This is a genomic window from Microcoleus sp. K5-D4 (assembly GCF_036704575.1).
Taxonomy (GTDB): Bacteria; Cyanobacteriota; Cyanobacteriia; order Cyanobacteriales; family Microcoleaceae; genus Microcoleus.
Map to the genome: position 1 here is coordinate 38,247 of NZ_JAUBSD010000040.1, position 21,229 is coordinate 59,475.

General features: G+C 46.0%; 16 protein-coding genes. 6 read left to right on the top strand and 10 right to left on the bottom strand.

Going from position 1 to position 21,229, the window contains the following annotated elements; all coding sequences use genetic code 11:
* The first annotated feature begins 13 nt into the window (after positions 1-13).
* A complete protein-coding gene (locus tag QUA77_RS14580) occupies positions 14-2,365 on the top strand; it encodes a tetratricopeptide repeat protein (protein WP_333040095.1) in 2,352 nt (783 codons plus the stop codon).
* A gap of 146 nt (positions 2,366-2,511) precedes the next feature.
* Here the strand turns inward: QUA77_RS14580 and QUA77_RS14585 are convergent, their stop codons facing one another.
* From QUA77_RS14585 to QUA77_RS14595, 3 genes are all read right to left on the bottom strand, one after another.
* Positions 2,512-3,945 (bottom strand): protein adenylyltransferase SelO family protein, encoded by a 1,434-nt coding sequence (locus tag QUA77_RS14585; protein WP_333450802.1) that lies wholly within the window; start codon positions 3,943-3,945, stop codon positions 2,512-2,514.
* A gap of 427 nt (positions 3,946-4,372) precedes the next feature.
* Positions 4,373-6,862, bottom strand: a complete 2,490-nt coding sequence (locus QUA77_RS14590) for a GH116 family glycosyl hydrolase (RefSeq protein ID WP_333450804.1) — start codon at positions 6,860-6,862, stop codon at positions 4,373-4,375.
* A gap of 340 nt (positions 6,863-7,202) precedes the next feature.
* A complete protein-coding gene (locus QUA77_RS14595) occupies positions 7,203-7,760 on the bottom strand; it encodes a gamma carbonic anhydrase family protein (RefSeq protein WP_333450806.1) in 558 nt (185 codons plus the stop codon).
* 106 nt (positions 7,761-7,866) lie between these two features.
* On the opposite strand from QUA77_RS14595, the gene QUA77_RS14600 reads away from it, so the two are divergent.
* Together QUA77_RS14600 and QUA77_RS14605 are read left to right on the top strand one after the other, a co-directional pair.
* Positions 7,867-8,376, top strand: coding sequence for a TIGR02652 family protein (locus QUA77_RS14600; RefSeq protein WP_015175878.1), 510 nt, complete (start codon positions 7,867-7,869; stop codon positions 8,374-8,376).
* Between the two features lie 222 nt (positions 8,377-8,598).
* Positions 8,599-9,036: a VOC family protein gene (locus QUA77_RS14605; RefSeq protein WP_333140329.1), complete on the top strand. Its 438-nt coding sequence runs from the start codon at positions 8,599-8,601 to the stop codon at positions 9,034-9,036.
* A gap of 291 nt (positions 9,037-9,327) precedes the next feature.
* Here the strand turns inward: QUA77_RS14605 and ctpB are convergent, their stop codons facing one another.
* Complete coding sequence (ctpB, locus tag QUA77_RS14610) at positions 9,328-10,647, bottom strand: carboxyl-terminal processing protease CtpB (protein WP_333064345.1); 1,320 nt, start codon at positions 10,645-10,647, stop codon at positions 9,328-9,330.
* A gap of 196 nt (positions 10,648-10,843) precedes the next feature.
* Here ctpB and QUA77_RS14615 point away from each other — a divergent pair, with 196 nt between their 5' ends.
* Entirely contained in the window at positions 10,844-11,689 is an 846-nt protein-coding gene (locus QUA77_RS14615) for a hypothetical protein (protein WP_333450808.1), read from the top strand.
* Positions 11,690-11,757: 68 nt separating this feature from the next.
* On the opposite strand, the gene QUA77_RS14620 is transcribed toward QUA77_RS14615, so the two are convergent.
* Positions 11,758-12,327, bottom strand: a complete 570-nt coding sequence (locus QUA77_RS14620; protein ID WP_333176673.1) for a pseudouridine synthase — start codon at positions 12,325-12,327, stop codon at positions 11,758-11,760.
* A gap of 208 nt (positions 12,328-12,535) precedes the next feature.
* On the opposite strand from QUA77_RS14620, the gene wecB reads away from it, so the two are divergent.
* Positions 12,536-13,648, top strand: coding sequence for a non-hydrolyzing UDP-N-acetylglucosamine 2-epimerase (gene wecB / locus QUA77_RS14625; RefSeq protein ID WP_333450810.1), 1,113 nt, complete (start codon positions 12,536-12,538; stop codon positions 13,646-13,648).
* Between the two features lie 109 nt (positions 13,649-13,757).
* On the opposite strand, the gene QUA77_RS14630 is transcribed toward wecB, so the two are convergent.
* From QUA77_RS14630 to QUA77_RS14645, 4 genes are all read right to left on the bottom strand, one after another.
* The gene (locus QUA77_RS14630; RefSeq protein ID WP_333450813.1) at positions 13,758-15,026 is read right to left on the bottom strand and encodes a TPM domain-containing protein; all 1,269 of its coding nucleotides are present in this window, start codon (positions 15,024-15,026) and stop codon (positions 13,758-13,760) included.
* Between the two features lie 288 nt (positions 15,027-15,314).
* Positions 15,315-15,836: a hypothetical protein gene (locus tag QUA77_RS14635; protein ID WP_333450815.1), complete on the bottom strand. Its 522-nt coding sequence runs from the start codon at positions 15,834-15,836 to the stop codon at positions 15,315-15,317.
* 8 nt (positions 15,837-15,844) lie between these two features.
* A complete protein-coding gene (locus QUA77_RS14640; RefSeq protein ID WP_333041439.1) occupies positions 15,845-16,342 on the bottom strand; it encodes a TIGR00725 family protein in 498 nt (165 codons plus the stop codon).
* Between the two features lie 468 nt (positions 16,343-16,810).
* Positions 16,811-17,695, bottom strand: a complete 885-nt coding sequence (locus QUA77_RS14645; protein ID WP_333450821.1) for a 4-hydroxybenzoate solanesyltransferase — start codon at positions 17,693-17,695, stop codon at positions 16,811-16,813.
* Positions 17,696-17,905: 210 nt separating this feature from the next.
* Here QUA77_RS14645 and QUA77_RS14650 point away from each other — a divergent pair, with 210 nt between their 5' ends.
* Positions 17,906-19,522: a Ppx/GppA phosphatase family protein gene (locus QUA77_RS14650; RefSeq protein WP_333041447.1), complete on the top strand. Its 1,617-nt coding sequence runs from the start codon at positions 17,906-17,908 to the stop codon at positions 19,520-19,522.
* Positions 19,523-19,879: 357 nt separating this feature from the next.
* On the opposite strand, the gene QUA77_RS14655 is transcribed toward QUA77_RS14650, so the two are convergent.
* On the bottom strand, positions 19,880-21,229 hold a 1,350-nt coding region (locus QUA77_RS14655), incomplete at its 5' end, for a calcium-binding protein (RefSeq protein WP_333450817.1).

The window sequence follows — 21,229 nt, forward strand, 5'->3', positions numbered from 1 at the left end:
AATCCTCAGTCTGATGTTAAAAGAAGAAGAAAAAAGGAAGAAGGAAGAAGGAAGAAGGAAGAAGGAAGAAGGCCAAATTACCAACTCCCCGTTACCAACTCCCCGTTACCAACTCCCCGTTACCAACTCCCCGTTACCACCTCCCCGTTACCAATTCCCAATTCCCGATATGAACATGGTTGGTCAACTTTTAGACAGGCGTTATCGCGTAGTGCAAATTCTCAGCTCGGGTGCTTTTGGACAAACTTATTTAGCTGTGGATACTCGCCGGCCGGGCCACCCTCAATGTGTAGTCAAACAACTGCGCCCTCCCAGCAATACTTCCACAGTTCTTAAAACAGCTTACCGCTTATTTAAACAAGAAGCAGAAATATTAGAAAAGCTGGGAAAACACGATCAAATCCCATTTTTACTAGCTTATTTTGAAGAAGCCAATCAATTCTACCTCGTTGAAGAGTTTGTGCCCGGACACGCCCTAAATAGGGAAATTGTGGCCGGTCAACCTTGGCGAGAAGAACGAGTGGTGGATTTGTTGCAAGAAGTGTTACAAGTTCTCGCATTCGTACATTCTCAGGGAGTGATTCACCGCGATGTTAATCCCTCCAACTTAATCCGCCGCAAACCAGACGGCAAATTAGTTTTAATTGACTTCGGTTCTGTTAAAGAAGTTGCGAATCACGTCAGTGACTACGATACAGAATTTCCGCGAACCATTGCTACTGGTACTCCGGCTTATATGCCGATCGAACAATTTCAAGGCAACCCGCAATTTAGCAGCGACCTCTATGCAGTCGGGATGATGGCAGTCCAAGCTATCACTGGTTTACCCGGTACGGATTTGCCAAAATTGCAAGATCCGAGTCCTTCTCATACGGGGGAAATTGTTTGGCGAAACCGATCTCAATGTTCTGTGGGATTAGCCAATATAATTGACAAAATGGTATGTCACCAATTTGCCAAGCGCTATCAATCTGCGGACGAAGTTTTGGTAGCTCTCAGCAAGTTGAGGCACCGCCAAGAGCCTGTAAATACGGCTCACAAGAAAAGTATTTCTCCCAGCTTAGTGTCTTCTGATAGTTTTTATTCACGTTTGGGAAGTCGATTTGGGTTGCTGATTTTGGCGGGCGTCGGGGCGGCGATATTTCTGATATTTCTGTTTAGTTATTGGAGCCGCCCCAATCCGATTAAAGCTAAGGAATATTACGAACAGGGAGTTGAAAAGTCTCGCAATCAAGATGCGGCGGCAGCTTTGCAGGCTTTTAATAAGTCCATTCAATTGAATCCTAAAAATGCTGAGAGTTTTTACCAGCGCGGTAATGCTAATTATGATTTACAAAAGTATCAAGAAGCAATTGCGGATTATTCTCAGGCGATCGTTCTCAATCCTAAATATGTTCAGGCTTATTTTAACCGTGGCCTAGCCCGTCACGATTTTAATGACAAGCGTGGGGCGATTGAGGATTACACTCAAGCTTTGAATCTCCAGCCCAGGGATGCTGACACATATTATGAAAGAGGAGTTGCTTATTTAGAACTGCAAGATTACAAGGCCGCTATTGAGGATTTTACCGAAGTAATTCGGTTGCAGCCGAACCTTGTTAAAGCTTATCATTCGCGGGGGCTGGCTCGTGCTGGGAGCGGCGATTTGCAGGGAGGGATGGGAGATTATACTGAGGCAATTAAACTTGATGCTAAGAATGTTGATGCTTTCTACAGTCGGGGGAGAACTCGCTTTCATTTAGGAGATTATCAGGGAGCTTTGGCGGATTATTCTCAGGTAATTGCGATCGATCCCAAGAGTGCAGATGCTTACGCTAATCGTTGCAGTACACAGTTGAATTTGGGAGCCCATCAAGCGGCAATTGACGATTGTACTAAGGCAATTTCGTTAAGCGAGGAGGATGGGGTTCCTTACAACAATCGCTGCATTGCTTATTTAAATTTGAAGGATTATCCGAAAGCAATTGCCGATTGCACTCAAGCGCTGAAAGTGAATCCGAATGATTATAATGCTTTTAACAATCGTGCTTTAGCTCGCAGCGCCGGGGGTGACGCGCAGGGGGCGATCGCAGATTTTACAGCAGCAATCGGGTTCAATCCCAACAATGCTGAAGCTTACGCCAATCGGGCTAAGATTTATCAGGAGTTAAAGAATTACAATAGTGCGATCGCAGATTACGTGCAAGCTATTCGGATCAGCCCGAATTATGCTGCGGCTTACTACGGTAGAGGCATGGTTCGCCGCTCCTTGGGAGACAAAGCCGGAGCAATTAGCGATTTAGAAAAAGCCGGAAAAATGTTTCTAGATCAAGGACTTACTGGCGGTTACAAAGATGCACAATTTGAGATTGAAAAGCTAAAGTAGTCATTAGTCATTAGTCGTTATTTCTCGGTGTTATATTTCTTATGTAGCAGATTTTTATAATTTTAGATGGCTCAGGGGCGGGTTCACGCTAATCTTTAATACCAACAAAAAATGCAGGTGAACCCGCCCCGGAAGGCTATTATCAATCAATTTTCTGGGTCTTGAAGTCGTTTAACCAATTCATAAAACGGTTCCCAATTATCATCAATAGTTATGGGTTCCCAAACCGCCTCAATCGTCGGTCTCAACAGCGATTGTTCGGGATTGTGCCTCCGCAAACAGTCCGCCATTTTGTCCATATCATCCGCAGACAAACTTTGCAAAACGTGATAATAAAACTGCCGCCAAGGTGCTATCAAGTCCGCCGGTTCCGCCTCGTTAAAAATTAGACTAGCGTCATCTCGCCAAGTGCGATCGAACTGTCTTCGCAGTTCAAAAAAGAAATCGTGATACTCAACTTGAGACTCCGCCAGCATTTTAATTGTCACCTTCAACAACTCATCTCCCTCCGCCTCTGGCAAATTTTCAAATCCCAATCTCTTGAGCATCAACTGCCGATAAGCTGCATTATAATAATCGCCAAACTTTGCCAAAGCCGCATCCATATCAGCTTGAGGAATCGCCGCTGCTAGCGGTTCCTGGAGCTTCTCTAAATTGTCCCTACAAATCAACGGTTGATTGCCGTAACAATAAAGACCGGAATAGTCAAAATAAGCTGCTGTAAATTCCGGCTTGTAAGTTGGGATAAAAGCGAAAGGCCCGTAATCGAAACTTTCTCCAGTAATTGACATATTATCAGTATTCAGCACAGCGTGGCAAAATCCTGCCGCCATCCACTGAGCGACTAATTCAGCTACTCGCTGGACTAAATCTGCATAAAATAGCGCATATTTTTCGGCAGGCGAAACAGCCGAATTACTTGCTTCTAAATGCAGTTCTGGATAGTAATATTCAATAACAAAATCTAAAAGTTTTTTAGTTAAATCCGGCCTGCGGATATAGTACAATCTTTCAAAAGTTCCAAACCGGATGTGAGAATGACTGAAACGCACCATTACGGACGATCGCGTCGGAGACGGTTCGTCGCCCCGCCACAAAGCATCCCCAGTTTCAACTAAACTAAAACAGCGAGATGTCCGAACTCCCAACCGGTGCAAAGCTTCGGCGGCTAAAACTTCGCGAATTCCCCCTTTGAGAGTAAGTCTACCGTCACCGCCCCGCGAGTAGGGAGTGCGGCCGGAACCTTTCGTGCCGAAGTCGTAAAGTCTGCCGTCGGTGCCGCGAACTTGGCCGTATAAGAAGCCTCTACCGTCACCTAAATTGGGGTTATATTGGTTGAATTGATAGCCGTGATAGCGAAGTGCGAGAAAGGGACGGACGCAGTGAAATTCGCCGAACGCTTCGATAAAATGTTGGTCGGTTACTTGTGCGGGGTCTAAACCCAATTTCGGCAATAATTTGTCATTGCGGAACCGGAGAATGTGCTGCGGAAAATCCGCAGCAGGGACTTCATCAAAATAGTCGCCACCGAGAGATTCGATGGCGGGTTCGTAGTTGAGGGAAAGTAAGGGATTTGACATTTTTCTATTTTATCTTGAAATTGGAGATCGCTCCAAATTATATACGGGTAAGGTGGGGACTGCATTGGTGTCCACAATTCCCTCAGACCCTTTGTATCCCTAATTTATAGCCGAGTTCGATACCCCTCGCATCCTCGCATTGCTGTTTCATTTTAAAATTTTTTCATAGCTCTAGTTTGAGCATGAAACATTAGTGTCTTCATCGCCGGCTAAAAATTTTTACTGTCAATTTTAGTGATAGTTGAATTAACGGTTTTCCTTGCTAAAAATCGGGTTGAATGCTTCATTTTTTATATATTAGTTGTATTCAGCAACTAATATATAAATCCTAAATCATTTGTTAATTTATCACTCCCTCCCGTTGGTAAGGGGAGGGTTGGGGTAAAAAAATTACAACTCCTGCAAGGATTGCTATATACCTTTTCCCCTATTTAAAATTCGTCAACACCCCGTAAATTGCCCAAATTGCCATCGCCCGCAAATAGTGACTTGCCCGAAAAGTTCCCCCCGCCGTAATCGCTTCCGGCGTGCGAAACTGCAACCCATTTTCATAAATCTGCTTCACCACCGCATCGGTCAATTTAAACGCTTTATCCTCCATCCCCATCTGTACCAAAAAAGCAGCCAACCCAAAATTAATCCCCGTCCAAACTTCCAAAGGATGAGTCGCATTCGGATTTTCCGGCGAACCATTCAGCATCACCCCATTCGCCGCACCAAACTCGCCATCGTTGAACTTCAAAAAGCAAGATTCATACACAGTTTTTAAAGCACTGACTGCACATTCTGGCGGCACAATATCCGGTAATCCTAACAGTTTCGCATAAAATTGACCGCACAGTTGGTCAGCCATCACTACTTCGGAATTACTCTCGCTGTCCAAACGGTAATATTGACCGTTCCACAGCTTTTCTTGATAGCTCGGTCTTGCTTGTAGCAGCCAACTGTGATATAATGCAATCTTTGCTTGAGGGTTAGGAATTATCTCCGGTGCTGCATCTTCCAAGATTTCGCCGATCGCGATCGCAGCCTCCAGCGCCGCCAACCACAAACCCCCGCAATACGCACTTATCCCCCGCATTTGCCAGTCATCAAACGTCTGATCCGGTGCTCCCGAATTCTCAGGAATTCCGTCCCCATCCTCATCAAAAGTTTTTAGATAAGCCAAAGCCTCAACAATTGCCGGCCAACACTCTTGCAGAAACTCACAATCTGTGCCGCCAGTCAACAGGAAATCCCGATAAACCTGCAACACAAAATCGCAAGGTAAATCCTTCCACAAATTGCAATCTTGATAGCTAGTATAATTCGTTTTCTCCCAAGGATGTTCGTTAGGAGCACCCAAATCGTGCGGCGTCGCCCCGACAGCTTTTCTAATAGCCGAAGCTTGATTCCAGCCAATAATTCTCGGCGTATCGTCTCCGGCAGAAATTGCCCTAGCAAACGCTAAAACTACCGACTTTTCTAAATCCGGCCACAGCATCAACAAAGCAAAAGAACCGTAAAGCCGCACGTCCAAACTTTCGTACCAGCGGTAATCAATACACTCCAAAACCGCAAATTGACCCTTCGGATCGCGTTCGTCAGCCGCACTCCACAGAGTACCGCCGTCTGTCAGGGCGTATAACTCGTTAAACAGCGCCATTTTAAAACTGTCTGACAAATCTTTCCGTTCTAAAATCGGTTTTTGCCAAGCTTCAATATTTTCGCGCCAAGTATCGGAATGCTTCATTGCAGTGCGAATAATCGGCCAAGCATTTTTGCCGTTGCGGCCGAAGAAATCTGTATAGCGGCGGTAGTACCAAACTCCCGATGCAAACTCAGTAACGGGCAAATCCCAAGCTATAATAAAGGGGATTTTGCGCGTTTTTCCCGGTCGAAGAGTAAAGCGAACTGCGATCGCACAAGCCAACTGTTCTCCTGCGGCTGCGGCTGTCTCGTCTTTATCATCCAACAAGAAACCTTCAGCAGAAAAGTTGCGCCAAATATCATCACCGTTCCCCGCCGGGTTCCAGCGAGTTTGATAGAATACTTCTACCGCCGGATTAGTAATAGTTGCGATCGCCCATTGTCCATCCCCCTCTTGCGGCTCGTCCTCAGCCGTCAACCGCGTCATCACGCAACCGATCCGGTGAAAATCTTCCACCAACAAATTCAAATTTCCTGCACTTTCTCCCCACCGGGGTTGATAGTCATAAAATGGACTACCATCATCTCGAACCATCACTTTCGGCGACTTATTGGCATTAGTAAACCAACCGACAATATTCTCCCAAGTCAGCATGATGCTGAGAGTAATCGGCGCATCTGTAGGATTGTGCGCCACCCATTCAAACATGGCAACTGGGTAACTGCTTTCCTGATAATTTTTCGGCAAAATTGGCGAAAATTGCTCGCAGCTTAATTGAGCCTCAAATACATTTTCGTAAACATACCAACTGCGCGGATACAAAGCATGATAAGTGCCAGAATTAGACTTTACCCCTCTCCCTTCATCCTGGTGTATTCTATCCGTTACATCCGTTACAAAATCCGCTGCCGAACTTCCTTCTTCCTTCTTCCTTCTTCCTTCCGATGGATACCATTTCCAACTAGATAAACTGCCATCAGTAGGCGGTTCAGTGGACAGTGCGAAAGCTTGTTTATTGCCTTGAGTTTCTTCAAAAACGCTGAACTGACAAGCGGGCAAACTGCGAAAAATGTGTTCGCCGCCGTCAATGTGCCAGAGGTTGAAGTCGCCACGGGGCGATCGCCCGATGCAGCCGGCACCGAACCCGCCCAGAGGCATTCCGTGCCAGGGCCCGTCGTCGAGATTGCTTGCGTAGCGGACTGTATAGGGATTCTCCCAACCGAGGCCAATGGGACGTTTCCAGGCCTGTGGGGGGATGTTTGGATTGGATGTGCGATCGTTATTCATGTCAATTGATTTTAGATTTTAGATTATCGATATAGGAATGTTTCAAAGCTTAGGAGTTTTTTGGCGGTGTTAGCAATTATTAATCAATAAATTTTTGCTTAATTTTCATTACTCTAGTTTAGCATTTATGAGATTGTTCGATACGCTTAGAATGACAGATTTGCCTTGAAATGTGTAAGTCTTGTACCTCAACAAAACTCATTAAGAGTGAGTCTTATAGTCCTGGACGCACGGGGGATCGGAAACCCGGATTCTTTCAAAATACTTCGTTACAGCCCGCAAAAACCGCAAAAAACCCGGTTATGAAGGTTTTTATGCGTCCAAGACTATCCTGAAAACTTTATTCCTTCACCTCAGTAAATCCCAAATCAGAACCTTTCCCCGCGTGTACCAAAGCCAACTTTTCGTAACGCTTAGCGTGTTCCACCAACTCCGCAGCTTCTTCCTCAGAGACATCCCGCAGGCGTTTGGCAGGCACTCCCGCAACTAGCGTATGAGGGGGAACGTCCTTGGTGACAACCGCCCCTGCACCGACGATAGAGCCTGTTCCCACCCTCACTCCATCGAGGACGATCGCCCCAATCCCGATCAGGCAGCCCCGTTCAATGTAAGCTGAGTGAATCACGGCTCGGTGTCCCACTGTGACGAAATCTTCCAAAACAGTCGGTTTCCCCGGATCGCCGTGCAGAATTGCTCCATCTTGGATATTGGTACTTGAGCCGATCGCAATTCGCTCTACATCCGCCCGCACCACCGCCCCGTACCAGATACTAGCGCCCGCAGCCACCTCTACCCTGCCGATCACAACAGCGCCTTCAGCGACAAAAGCCGCTTGGGATAGATCTGGTCTTGGCCAATATGAAGGAAGTGCAGACTGAGATTCGTTGAGATTGCTCATTAGTTGGTCGATCGTTATACTTCTAGCAGATTAGCTGGTTGTTGATACGGGATATAATAAAAGTATTTGGGACTTTTGCAGAGAAAATATGCTGGGACGCAAATAAATGATTGAAGTTGCCTTGCAATACCCGATGTTTGGCCCGGAAATTCAGTGTCCCCACTGTCGCCAAACAATTCCGGCTCTAACGCTCACGGATACCTATTTGTGTCCGCGTCACGGGGCATTTGAGGCAGATCCAAAAACGGGGGAACTGGTTCACCTTCAGTCTGGGCGGCACTGGCGCCGCTGGGAGAATGAATGGTATCGCCAGCACACGCACCCGGACGGGATTCGGTTTGAAATTCACGAAGCGCTCGATCGACTCTATACTCAAGGCTACCGAGCAACTCGCGTGATCGTTGCCCAACGCTATCGCGACTTAATCAGCGCTTATTTGGAACGCAGCACGCCTTGGCGCGGTCAGTCGGAATCGCCCCGGCCGAGACTGTACGGTTTGCCTGTGGATTTTAGCCCCGAGCCTCAAGAGGACCCTTGCTGGGAAGTGATTAATTTTGATTTGGAAAAAGAGCCGGGAGTTCCGATTAGATATCCCTACTTTCGGTTGTTTGAATAAGTTAAGGAAGAAGGAAGTTCGGCAACGGATTCGCTCGACGGATGTAACGGATGTAACGGATGTTAGGAAGAGGGAAGAGGGAAGAGGGAAGAAGGCTCTATTGCTTTCGCGCTAAAGATGCTGCGACCGTTTATAATTCCGAATTCCGAATTTACCCTCTAAAATCTCAAATCCAAAGCTGTAATTCCTACTTCCATTCTCAAATCTAAAATCTAAAATCGAATGCACCACGCCTCCATTCGCACTGCTAACATACACCGGGCGATCGCCTTTTACGAACAGTTGGGATTTACTGTGAGCGATCGCTTTACCACTGGTTACACTCTAGCCTGTTGGATGGAAGGTCTCAACGGACGCATCGAACTAATTCAAATCCCGGAACCAAAACCCGCACCGGATGCTTTCGGAGACGAGCATTATGTTGGATATTATCATTTATCTTTCGATTTAACTGAGGCGACAACTGACTTGCCTAGCTGGTTGCAGTCTCTGAAAGAACGGTTTGAGGAAGCTGCTAAAGACCAACCAAACCAGTTTCAAGCTTTAAAAGTTTTGTTAGAACCGACTCAACAGGCGATCGGGCAAAATGTTTACGAAGTAGCTTTTATTGCCGATACAGACGGTTTGCCCTTAGAGTTTATCCGGCGCATGAATGACTAATTAAGTCGGAAATCCCATCAGCGTGCATCTGTGTTCATCTGCTGATATCTGCGGTTAAAAAATCCCCATCCCACTAATTTGCTTTAATCAGGATCAGGATATCAATTAACCAATAACTTAAGTAGAAGGAAGAAGGAATAATGCTCATAGAGGCAGTTTTTTAACTATCTGTATCTTACGTTGCATCACGTAAATTTACTTAATACCCTCTAACAATAAGCATAAAAACAAAACCCGCTGGCGCGGGCTTCATCTTCATCCTTATGGTTAATAAATTAAGGTTTCAACTACTTACTTTTTAGGAACAAGAACCTCATTAGCGGCCACGGGACGCGCCGAGGAAGCGGTATTTTTCAAAAGTGCGATCGCCTGCGCGTAGCAAGGATCATCCTTAGTAGCAACCAACATCGGTTTGTTAGCTAATTTCAGCTTTTGTTCGTCGGTGACTTCGACTTTAACATCGGGAGTAACCCCCTTTTGGCTGATATCCGTACCGTTGGGAGTATAGTAGTGAGCGATCGTCACCGCCAATCCCGAACCGTCAGCCAAAGAATGCACCGACTGCACCAAAGCTTTGCCAAAAGTTTGGCCGCCCATCACAGTTGCGCGCTTGTTGTCCTTCAGAGCACCTGCCAAAATCTCGCTGGCGCTGGCCGAGTTGTCGTCCACGAGCACCACCAAAGGCTTGTCAGTGAGCGCAGTGCGATTTGCCTTCATTTCCTGAGAATCGCCCGCGCGATCGACTGTGCGGACGATCGCCCCTGTATCCATCCACATCCGAGCGATATCAATGCTCACTCGCAGCAACCCGCCGGGATTGCCCCGCAAATCCAAAACAAAAGCGTCAGCTTTCTGATCCGAGAGCTTTTTAATCGCCACCTGCATTTGTTCGCCCGCGTGGGAGCTAAACTCTTGCAAACGGATGTAACCGACATTCTGGCCGCCTTCATTCTTGAGGCTGTAGCGAACCGCAGCTACCTCAATTCTCGCCCTAGTCAGAGTGATGTCAAACTCGCTTTTGCCCTCACGAGCAATCCGCAGCGTGACTTTTGTGCCTTCGTCGCCCCGAATTATCTGAGCCGCATCCGAGACAGTCATGCCTTTGGTAGTTTTGCCGTCTATCACCAAAATCCTATCGCCCGCTAGAATCCCTGCCTTCAGGGCCGGGGAATTTTCCATCGGCTCGACTACGGTAATCACTTTCGTTTTCTCGTCTTCTTCGAGCCTCATCCCCACCCCTGTCAGTTCCCCAGAGGTTTGATTCGTCAGCGCTTCGTACTGCTTCGGGTCCATGAAGCGCGTGTACTGATCGTTTAATTTCTCTAGGGCTTTGCGGAGAGCGGTGTAAGCAGCTTCGCGAGAGGTATAGTTTTTGCTCAACAGTTCTTGGCGGGTCAATTGCCAGTCAGTCTTGTTAAAGCTGCCATCAACATACTCTCGGTTGACAATTTGCCAAGCTTCGTCTAAGACAGCTTTGGGGCTATCTTGAAGCTCGGCGCGGACTGATTGGCTCAGGCCGGGAACGAGTAAAGATATCGAAGCGGTTGTTGCCATCGCCCCACTGAACAGGGCTGCCTGTAATTTAGAAAAGCGTCTGCGGGCTTGATTCATTGAATTTGGCTCAATTCGATTTTAGATTTTTGATTTGAGATTTTATATTGCTAAAAAATCTCACACTACTACTTAAACTATTGTGTGGAGGCTCCACCATCCCTTTGGACAGTTTAACGAGATTTATTGTCGATCGCCAACCAATTATTACTCTCTTTCAATAAACTTAATTTAAAACTTGGATTTATAAAGTGCCGTGGAAGCTAAAATCGAACAATTTTCGCGTAAGTGGTTGAGCCTGCTCGTTAATGGAGCTATCGGTCTAGCAGCGCTGGCGGGGGTCGTTGCCATGCAGTCTAGCGGGGAGTTGGGCGGAATGCCCTCTGTTGGTGTTCAGGGGCAAAAGCCGCTCTCTGCAATGTCTGATGCCAGTTTCAAGCAAGCCGCACAGCAAGAAGCGCAGCAAGAAGCCCTGCGGCTGAAAATGCTCAAAACTATCCCTAGTTTTGGATTTGACAATTTAATTGCAGATTGGACATTTCTCAAATTTTTGCAGTATTTTGGCGACGACGAAGCGCGAGATGTGACGGGCTACAATCTGAGCCAAGATTATTTTGACATAGTTACGCAGCGCGACCCGCGGTGGGCTGACATCTACCTGTTTCTTTCCACAGCTATTTCTTTTTATCAGGGAAAGCCTGAAACTGCTGTTAACTTTATAGAGCGTGGTACTAGGGCCCTTGCCGTTTCGCCGCAACTTCATTCCCAATCCTGGATAGTGTGGCGAACTAAAGGTCTTGATGAGTTGCTGTTGTTGGGGGATATTCCAGAGTCAATTAACTCTCATGAAATGGCCGCTGATTGGGTGGAAGGAAGCCCGCAAGGGCAGAATTTGGCGCCGATGTTTCGAGCAACTGCTGAGTATTTGCGCCGAGATCCCGATAGCGTGCCGGTGCGGTTTACTGCTTGGAGTACGGTTTATGCTCAAACAACTGATAAGGTGGTGCGTCAAAGGGCCAAACAAGCTCTTGTCAAGTTGGGAGCTCAGGTACAAAAAGATAAGGATGGAAACGAAAGTTTTATTTTGCCACCTCGAAAGTAGGTGATTATTGATTGTTGACGGTTAACGGTTGACGGTTGACGGTTGACTGTAATTCCCCAATCTAAAATCTAAAATCTAAAATCGGCTTGAGTTAGTTCGCGCCATTCACCGGGTTTGAGACCTTCCAGACGCAAAGGCCCGATCGCACACCTGACTAGCCGCAGCGTCGGAAACCCTACTGCTGCGGTCATCCGGCGCACTTGGCGGTTGCGGCCTTCTGTGAGAGTCATTTCCAGCCAAGCTGTCGGCACGTTTTTGCGAAATCTAATCGGCGGTTCGCGGGGAGGCAAAGGTGGTTCTTCTAACAATAATTGCACTTTTGCCGATCGAGTCCGATAATCTTGAATTGTGACACCTGTCTGCAAAGCGGAGATCGCACTTGCATCGGGAATTCGTTCAACTTGCACCCAGTAAGTGCGGGGATGAGCGAATTTCGGGTCACTGAGGCGGTGCTGCATTTGTCCGTCATCGGTTAGCAGCAACAAACCTTCACTATCGCGATCGAGCCTTCCTACTGCATAAATGTTAGGAATAGGAATATAGTCTTTGAGAGTGCTGCGTTTAGTTTCGCTGGAGTTGTCAGTAAATTGAGTTAAAACGTCGTATGGTTTATAAAATAGAATGTAACGATAGGGCATGACAAATTAAAAAATAAAAATGTACCAAAAGTGCAAGCAGAAACGATATAACTCCCAAAAAAACACCTTCTATCTCTCTTCACTCCTCTGCGCCCTCTGCGCCCTCTGCGGTTCATAAAAAAATAAATCTTATTAACCAACGATTCAAACCTGCTATAAAATATTGAGCCTTTAACACCCTCGCAAATCTCAACTATCCAATTTTACCATGCCCGAAGCCACACACCGCGTTTGTATCGTCTTAGGAACTCGCCCAGAAGCGATTAAACTAGCGCCAGTAATTCAACTCTTCAAAAGTTCGCCCACCTTTGACACCCAAGTAATTTTAACCGGCCAGCACCGAGAAATGGTCGAGCAAGTAATGCGAATGTTCGATCTAAAAGCCGATCGGGATTTAGCAATTATGCAGCACCAGCAAACCTTAACAGATATTACATCCCGGAGTTTGCAGGGTTTGGAAGCCTTGTTTAAAGAATTGCAGCCCGAAATCGTCTTAGTTCAAGGCGATACAACGACTGCATTTGCCGCTACTTTGGCTGCATTTTACCAGAAAATACCCGTAGGTCACGTAGAAGCGGGATTGCGAACAGATGACGTATTCAATCCTTACCCCGAAGAGGCTAACAGACGGTTGATATCTCAGCTCACACGGCTGCATTTTGCCCCGACAGAGCTGGCCCAAGAGAATTTAGGGCGATCGGGCGTTTTGGGAGAAATTCACCGTACAGGCAACACAGTAATCGATGCTTTGCTTTCTGTCGCCAAACGCGGACCAGAATGCAACATTCCCAATTTAGATTGGAGCAAATATCGCACTATCTTAGCAACAGTTCACCGCCGCGAAAATTGGGGCGAACCCTTACAAGGAATTGCTCACGCCTTTCTCCAAATCTTAGATAAATTTCCCGACACAGCTTTACTGCTACCCCTGCACCGAAATCCTACTGTTAGAGAACCTTTGCAAGCTCTTTTGGGCGACCACCCAAGAGTATTCTTAACAGAACCTTTAGATTACGCAGAATTAGTAGGAGCGATTCAGAGATGTCATTTAATCCTCACAGATTCCGGCGGCTTGCAAGAGGAAGCACCTAGTTTGGGCAAGCCAGTTTTAGTATTGCGAGAAACCACAGAAAGACCAGAAGCAATTTCCGCAGGCACAGCTAAACTTGTGGGTACGAATTCTGATACAATTTTCACAGCAGCGGCAGAATTGCTCAGCAATTCCGAAGCATACAACGCAATGGCAATGGCAATTAATCCCTTTGGTGACGGTTTGGCAGCCTCGCGGATTTTGAAAATTGTTGAAGAGTATTTTAGTTAACTACTCCATAGCGAGTTGGGCGGTTGAAAGCGCAATTAAACAAACAAAGTCCCCGCAGAGGGGGACTAATTCCTGTTAAAAAAACTCAGTTTTGGCCTCCCTTCCCGAATTACCAATCCCCACCGCCACCCCCACTACTAGAATCGCTGCTACTAATGCTACTGCTGTAGTCGCTACTGCTACTGCTGTAGTCGCTACTGCTACTGCTGCTGTAGTCGCCGCCACCGCAATAATCGCTACTGCTGCTGGTGTAATCGCTACCCCCACCCCCACCGTTGGAGTCGCCACCGCCAAAGCTACCGCCGCAGTAGCTACTGCTAATGCTGTAATCGCCATCGGCACCGCCACCGCTGGAGTCGCCACCGCCAAAGCTACCCCCGCAGTCGCTGTTGCTAATACTGTAGTCGCTGCTATTAGTGCTGTAGTAGCCACCGCAATCATCGCTACTACTGTTACTGCTGTAGTCGCTAGTGCTACTGTAATCAATGCTGTTACTGCTGTAGTCGCCACCACCACCGTAATAGTTGTGGCTGTTAATGCTGTAATTTGGACTGTTACTGCCGTGGTTGCGATTGTTACTGCTGTAATTGCGCGGATAACGGCGGTGGCGGTAACGAGATATCCGAGAAAATAAGCTGCGAAATATTCTGAAGATAATGAAGCAAGGTATAAATGCTATGAATGCTATGAATAACAACCCAAGTAAGCCATAGATTAGATTCGATGAATCTTCACCTGTGGATGTACTATTGCTAATAACTGGCGATTGACTAGGTATTGGTGACGGTTTCACCCCTTGAGATGGTACGATTGGAGCCAAAGAAAGTGTGGTTTGAGATTGAGCATTTACCGTCGGAATTTGTAAAACATTTACTAACGCCTTTGTCCCGGCTAATGTGCCCCCGTCAAAGTCTTGCTGTTTAAATCTGGGCGTAATTTCGGTTTTAATAATTCCCACTACCTGTGCATCGGGTAAAATGCTTTGAATGCCAGAACCTGTTTCAATTTGAACGCGGCGTTCACCCGACGAAATCAACAATAAAACTCCGTTATTTTTACCTTTTTTGCCAATCCCCCAAAAGTTAAATAATTCTGTAGCAAATTCTTTGGGGGTCGCCGATGGCTTAGTATTAGGCACTGTCACAACAGCGATTTCTGAGCTATTTTTCTCCTCTAAATCCGAAATTATTTGATTTAGCTGAGTTTCGGTGGTGTCGCTGAGAATGTTTGCTTTGTCCGTTACCCAAGTGCTATTTACTTGACGGGGATTCGGTACTTCTTGTACTGTTAAAGCTTGGCTCGTTAAGGGAAATGCAATTGCCGAAAAGCATAGCAAACTGGTCCAGATTATTTGTTTATTGCTAAATTGTAACTGCATCGCTTCAGTCTCCTGAATAACTGCTAGTCTGAAATTGACATATATCTGTCCGCCTAATTACAATTCAATAACCAGATCACTTTCATGTCAATTCATATTATTCAGAAGTTCGGTTCATAAAAATCATAATTTTAGGTGCGCCATCAGCACTTTACATTTATAGTCTAGGACGCAGGGGTGGCGAGAAACCTGGTTTTTAACCAAAATAATTGCTGAAAACAGTTAATCTCGGTTCAAAAACCAGGTTTCTTAGTGGGCGAGTGCGAGTGCGAACTAATTTAGATATTTTTAAGGAGAGGGAACTGGTTGCAGAAAATTGCTGCTGCCTTTATAACCGGATAAAATAGCAAGTTTTTCCAAAGATTGCCGGCCCGTGTAATATTTACCCCGAATTTCCCAAGTGGGATAAGCTTTAATATTGGCAGCTTTGCACAAATCTGGTTGAGCATCTTTGCCTCTGGGATCGCACTCAATGTAAGTAATTGCGGTAAATGCTTCTTTACCGAAAAGTTCTTGTTGTGTTTGGCAGTGAGGACACCAGTAAGCACCGTAGAGTTTAGCTTTGATGGTCTGCAAATGGGTTGCTAAAGCTATTTGATCCGGCACGGATTCGCTGCGAATAGGTGGCGCTTCTTGTTCGGTAACAGGCTGTGCGAAAGGGGGAGGAGGAGGGAGGGTTTGTGCTACTTTTTGAGTGGATTTGTTGCTGAAACTGAACTGTGCAATTCTTCCGTCTGCTTTGGTACTGACGAAAATCCCCAAAGTCAGAAAAATGCCGATCGCACAAAAGTTGAATTTACTTAGTCTCATCTTGGATTTCATCTTGAATTTACTAGGATTTCGCGAGCTTGATTCATAGCCTCTACAGCAGTGTTTACCACAAAGATGTTAAATTGTGCTAAACCTTTAAAAAAAATTTGACTTTCGGCGCTGTGATTTAACAATATAACTTGTTTGTTAGCTTTGAGGGCGAGGGCAATTTCCGAAGCTGTGCCCGTCCCCATACCGCAGGCAATTATTACATCTGAAGAAAGAACGTTAATGTTATTTCTGGCGTTTCCCATATCGGTGACAATGGCAATATCTACAGATTCAGAAAGGCCGCGAGTGTCATTTCCCGGAAGGAGGCCGACTGTTAAACCGTTAGCTGATTTTGCTCCTTTGTTGGCGGCATCCATGACGCCGACATTTCTGCCACCAGTTAGCAATATCCATCCTGCTTCGGCGATGAGTTGTCCGAGTTGATAGGCGTTTTCTAAGTCGGTTGATGTGGCACTATCGCCGGGGCCCATGATGCCAATGATGATTTTTTTCATAGTTTTGGGGTGGATATATCGCATTTTTGAAAGAGCGAGAACTCTTCTGAATCTCGCTGAGAAACGGATCTAGATCTTTCTTAGCCAGATGCCCCAGCCTCACCTGTCACAATCGGTTTGTATTTATTTTTATTCAGCAATATTTAGGATAATTGAGTAAAATTTTGTGTAACAAAAAAATATCAGTTTTTAGAAGCCTGCACATTATTAATTTATGTAAAAAAAATAATTTAATTGGATTGATAACTAAGTATATTGAACTCAGTATATTTCTGTATAATAATCGTGAAAAAGGGGGAATAAGCTATCGCTCGTCCCCCTTTTTTCGGGGATGTGCAGCCGTTGGAGACTTCGATACAAAGCAGAGAGACACAGGCTTTGAGGCTTAAATCAATGGGAAGTTCTTCTGTCAAAATTCAATCATTGGAGTTTCATACCCGTTTCCTGCAGGAAAAGCCATACAAAAAACTAAAAAATCTCTCCAACAATCATCCCCGCCAATATGACAAACCCCACCCAAACATTTTGGCGAAAAATTTGACCGTAAACAAGCTTAGGAAGATCCGCTTTCTTCAGTTGACTGTACTGCAAAAACCACAAAATAGCCGCCGCACTAATTGCCATCCAAAAACCAATGTGCAAGTGCAGATCAATTCCCATTGCTGCTAACAAACCGACAGTACCAACAAAGAAAAAACCCACAGCATTAGCAGCATTGTCCCCGAAAAATATCGCGCTGGAATTCACCCCCAAACGCAAATCGTCTTCCCGATCGCTCATCGCATAAACTGTATCAAATCCCATCGTCCAAAACACGACTGCTCCCCACAACAACCAGGTCGCTAATTCTAATTCATTGACGGCAGCGCTCCAACTAATTAAGACTGCAAAACCCCAGGCAATTGATAACACTAATTGCGGCACTGGAAAGAATCTTTTGGCCAGCGGATAGCAGATAATTATTGGTACGGCTGCGACACACAGCCAGAAGCTTAAAGGATTGAGATAAAAAGCGAGAATCGCCGCGCAAGCAAAGGAAATTAATGCAACTCCGATTCCAGTTCGCACGGTGAGGGCGCGGGATGCTAGCGGGCGCGATCGCGTTCTTTCTACTTCGGGATCGATATCGCGATCCCACAAGTCGTTGATGACGCATCCCGCCGCACTCGTGGCTAAGGTACCCAACACAATCACGCCCACCAATGCTGCGGGCGGCCTCCCGTCTGCTGCTAAAAAGACTGCCCAGAGGGCTGGAATCATTAAAATCAGCCTTCCTGCTGGTTTGTCCCATCTCAAAAGCCTCACGACAGTTAGCAATGTGGATTCGGGTTGGCGATCGGGCTCTTTAAGCATTTCAATTCTAGATTTCATATTTTTAACTCTAGATTTTATCAAATTTTAGGCACAATCACTTACTATCTCTGCTGGCGATCGCACTTCTGCCGAAATTTAAAACAGGTAAAAGTCTTGACCAGTCAGCAATTCCAAATTTTTGCTAATTTAATACAATGCCTCACTGGATTCGTGAAATAATCATAAATATCTGTCAACCCCGATACTCCAATGGTTAATTCACTTGCTTCTGCGGAGTCAAATCGCATTATTGCTGCTATTGATATGGGTACTAACTCGTTTCACATGGTGGTGGCGCGCATCGATCCGAAATTACCCGCGTTTACGATTATTGCTAGAGAAAAAGATACGGTTCGGTTGGGCGATTGTGAGGTTAAGACAGGGTGTTTGAAGTCCGAGGTTATGGAAAGGGCGATCGCCACTCTGCGCCGTTTTCAAGATATTGCTAAAACTTTCAATGCCGAACAAATTATCGCTGTGGCTACCAGTGCAGTTCGGGAAGCCCCTAACGGGCGGGATTTTCTGAAACAAGTTGCTGAAGAATTAGACCTGAATGTTAGTTTAATTTCCGGTCAAGAAGAAGCGCGGAGAATTTATCTCGGCGTTCTTTCGGGTATGGAGTTTAACAATCAGTCGCAGGTAATTATTGATATTGGTGGCGGTTCTACGGAGTTGATTTTAGGAGACAGTTCTGAGCCTCGCTGTCTCACCAGTACAAAAATTGGTGCTGTTCGCTTAACAGGACAATTTGTCAAAACTGACCCGATTAGCAGGGAGGAGTTTGCTTATTTGCAAGCTTATATTCGGATTTCGCTAGAAAGACCGATCGACGAATTGCGATCTCAATTCCATGAGGGCGAACCTTTGCGCTTGATTGGCACTGCTGGAACCATCGAAACTCTAGCGGCAATTAATGCTCGCGAAAAGTTGGGAACAGTGCCGAGTCCCCTAGCCGGATATCAGTTAAGTTTAAAAGATTTGCGTGATTTAGTCAATCGCTTTCGCAAACTTTCTTATGCCGAAAGGTTGGCAATTCCGGGAATGTCGGACAAGCGGGCGGAAATTATTCTGGCAGGCGCTTTGATTTTGCAGGAAGCTATGATACTATTAGGAATTGAATCGCTGACGGTTTGCGATCGATCTCTGAGAGAAGGGGTAATTGTTGACTGGATGCTGGCGCACGGTTTAATTGAAAACCGCTTACGCTATCAAGGTTCAATCCGCCAGCGCAGCATTCACCACATGGCTGAGAAATATCAAGTCAATTTAGAACAAAGCGAAAGAACCGCAGCATTTACTCTCAACTTCTTCGACCAAACTCAAGGAATTCTACACAACTGGGGAAGTGAAGAACGCGAGTTGCTGTGGGCTGCCGCAATTCTGCACAACTGCGGTTTGTACGTCAGTCATTCAGCGCACCACAAGCATTCTTACTATTTAATTCGCAATGGTGAGTTATTGGGCTACACTGAAACAGAGATTGAAGTAATTGCCAATTTGGCTCGCTATCACCGGAAAAATCCTCCCAAAAAGAAGCACGAAAACTTTATTGCTCTTCCGAAAAAATACCGTGAATTCGTCAATAAATTGCATCCTTTTCTGCGGTTAGCTGTGGCTTTAGATAGGCGGCAAATAGGCGCAATTTCTGATTTTAAATGCGAATATCGCCCGGAAGTTAGAGAGTTTCACTTGCGCCTACAACCGCTCAATCCCGAAGACAATTGCGCTCTAGAATTGTGGAGTTTGGATTATAAAAAGCCGTGTTTTGAATATGAGTACAATCTCAAATTAGTGGCAACTTTGGAACCGACTCTGGTTCCGGTTTAAATACAAAGCCGAGCCTGGAAATGAGAGACTGTAGGGTGCGAAGTACGCACCCTACAGTTTCAACTTAACCCCAAGTCTAGTACCAATATTGTGTTTGACTCTATACTCCTCCCGATCGCCCTAGCCTACCTTCTGAAGGCAGGCTAGATTAATTTTAGAGAGGATAAATCAATGCGATATGACTATTTGCTGACGCTATACGAAAGATTTAAGTAGTGTCTCATATTATGTCAGGTCGAGCGATCGCGATTTTTTTAGGGGTTCCCCTCACCAACAATACCTGCCAATAATTGACAATCTCACAAACCCGCCCCGACCGGGATATTATAGTTAATCGATCGGACATGATATTAGCGATCATTGTGATACAACCGGATTCGATATTATCTGCAAACCAGGTAGCCCGGTTACTGTAAAATCCTGTTGAGTGATGAGATTAGCTGGCACGCCTTTGAGGCTAGCTAAGATTTGATCGGTATTGGCAATTTTGATAAACGTTGTAGTGTTTTCTTGAAGTATGCTGAGTCGATCGACCGTTAACCCTCCCATTAAAATTAATAAATCTTCACCTTGCGTAAAATCAGCGATTACATCCTGGCCTTCTCCCGGAGTCAAGAAAAAGTAATCGCGCCCGCTTCCCCCTTGCAGCGTATCGTTTCCGAAGTCTCCCATCAACCAGTCGTCGCCAATTCCCCCAATCAAAGTATCATCACCCTTACCGCCGTACAGAGTATCGCTACCGTCACCGCCACACAATTGATCGGCATCTTGATTACCAAAAATTAAATCATTGCCGCTGCCACCGCACAAATAATCTTGTTGACTGCTAGCTTCGGTAGCGATATTGTCAATATCTCCGAAAATCGTATCCTCGCCATCGCCACCGCAGATGGTGTCATTTCCCAAATCTCCAAATAGCAAATCATTGCCAGAATCGCCGCAAATTATATCGTTATCTTTGCCGCCCTGTAAGGTATCATTGTCGTTGCCGCCGCTGAGAGTATCTTCGCTTTCTTGTCCGTACAAAACGTCGTTGCCGTTATTGCCAAAAAGCAAATCTTTTCCTGTCAAGTCACTGTCAGACGCATCAGAAATGCCACCAAATAAACTGTCATTACCTTCATCGCCAAGTAGGGTATCGTTGCCTTTGTCGCCCCAAACTACGTCATTATCTTTGCCTGCGATCGCCACATCATGATCTTTACCCCCATAAATAATGTCATTCCCAGCGTGGCCGAGGAGATAGTCGTTATTTTCGTTGCCAAATATGGTGTCGCTGTCTGCATCCGCGCCAACAGTAACTGGGCTAGCAAGGCCACCGTAAATATTGTCGCTGCCGACAAAACCATTTAGCCAGTCGCTGCCGTTGAAACCGTTGATGATGTCATTAATATCGCTGCCGGTTAGAGTATCTTTACCGTCAGTACCGTTGAGGATATTTTCAGGGATATTCGGGCCGGCAATGGAAGTGCGATCGGGTAAAGTGATTCGATCGCACATACAGTCTTCCGAAGCTGCAGGAATTAGCGCAGGTGTGGGGGTTTCGGTTGTTGGAGATGTGGTTGGGGCGATCGAATTCTGATTGGCGATCGGCGTTTCCCCAGGTTTAGCCGTCGGAATTGGAGTTTCCGCAGATATCGGAATTGGCGTCGGAATTGGTGTCGGAGTTTCCGCAGGCGTCGGAGTTTCCGCAGGAATTGGCGTCGG

What these genes read in the sequence shown, in the direction of transcription:
- QUA77_RS14640 (WP_333041439.1), bottom strand. Translation starts at nt 16,342, where the DNA reads ATGAAAAAAATCATCATTGGCATCATGGGCCCCGGCGATAGTGCCACA.
- QUA77_RS14590 (WP_333450804.1), bottom strand. Translation starts at nt 6,862, where the DNA reads ATGAATAACGATCGCACATCCAATCCAAACATCCCCCCACAGGCCTGG.
- QUA77_RS14580 (WP_333040095.1), top strand. Translation starts at nt 14, where the DNA reads ATGTTAAAAGAAGAAGAAAAAAGGAAGAAGGAAGAAGGAAGAAGGAAG.
- QUA77_RS14620 (WP_333176673.1), bottom strand. Translation starts at nt 12,327, where the DNA reads ATGCCCTATCGTTACATTCTATTTTATAAACCATACGACGTTTTAACT.
- QUA77_RS14600 (WP_015175878.1), top strand. Translation starts at nt 7,867, where the DNA reads ATGATTGAAGTTGCCTTGCAATACCCGATGTTTGGCCCGGAAATTCAG.
- QUA77_RS14650 (WP_333041447.1), top strand. Translation starts at nt 17,906, where the DNA reads ATGGTTAATTCACTTGCTTCTGCGGAGTCAAATCGCATTATTGCTGCT.
- QUA77_RS14595 (WP_333450806.1), bottom strand. Translation starts at nt 7,760, where the DNA reads ATGAGCAATCTCAACGAATCTCAGTCTGCACTTCCTTCATATTGGCCA.
- QUA77_RS14635 (WP_333450815.1), bottom strand. Translation starts at nt 15,836, where the DNA reads ATGAGACTAAGTAAATTCAACTTTTGTGCGATCGGCATTTTTCTGACT.
- QUA77_RS14585 (WP_333450802.1), bottom strand. Translation starts at nt 3,945, where the DNA reads ATGTCAAATCCCTTACTTTCCCTCAACTACGAACCCGCCATCGAATCT.
- QUA77_RS14630 (WP_333450813.1), bottom strand. Translation starts at nt 15,026, where the DNA reads ATGCAGTTACAATTTAGCAATAAACAAATAATCTGGACCAGTTTGCTA.
- QUA77_RS14605 (WP_333140329.1), top strand. Translation starts at nt 8,599, where the DNA reads ATGCACCACGCCTCCATTCGCACTGCTAACATACACCGGGCGATCGCC.
- QUA77_RS14645 (WP_333450821.1), bottom strand. Translation starts at nt 17,695, where the DNA reads ATGCTTAAAGAGCCCGATCGCCAACCCGAATCCACATTGCTAACTGTC.
- ctpB (WP_333064345.1), bottom strand. Translation starts at nt 10,647, where the DNA reads ATGAATCAAGCCCGCAGACGCTTTTCTAAATTACAGGCAGCCCTGTTC.
- wecB (WP_333450810.1), top strand. Translation starts at nt 12,536, where the DNA reads ATGCCCGAAGCCACACACCGCGTTTGTATCGTCTTAGGAACTCGCCCA.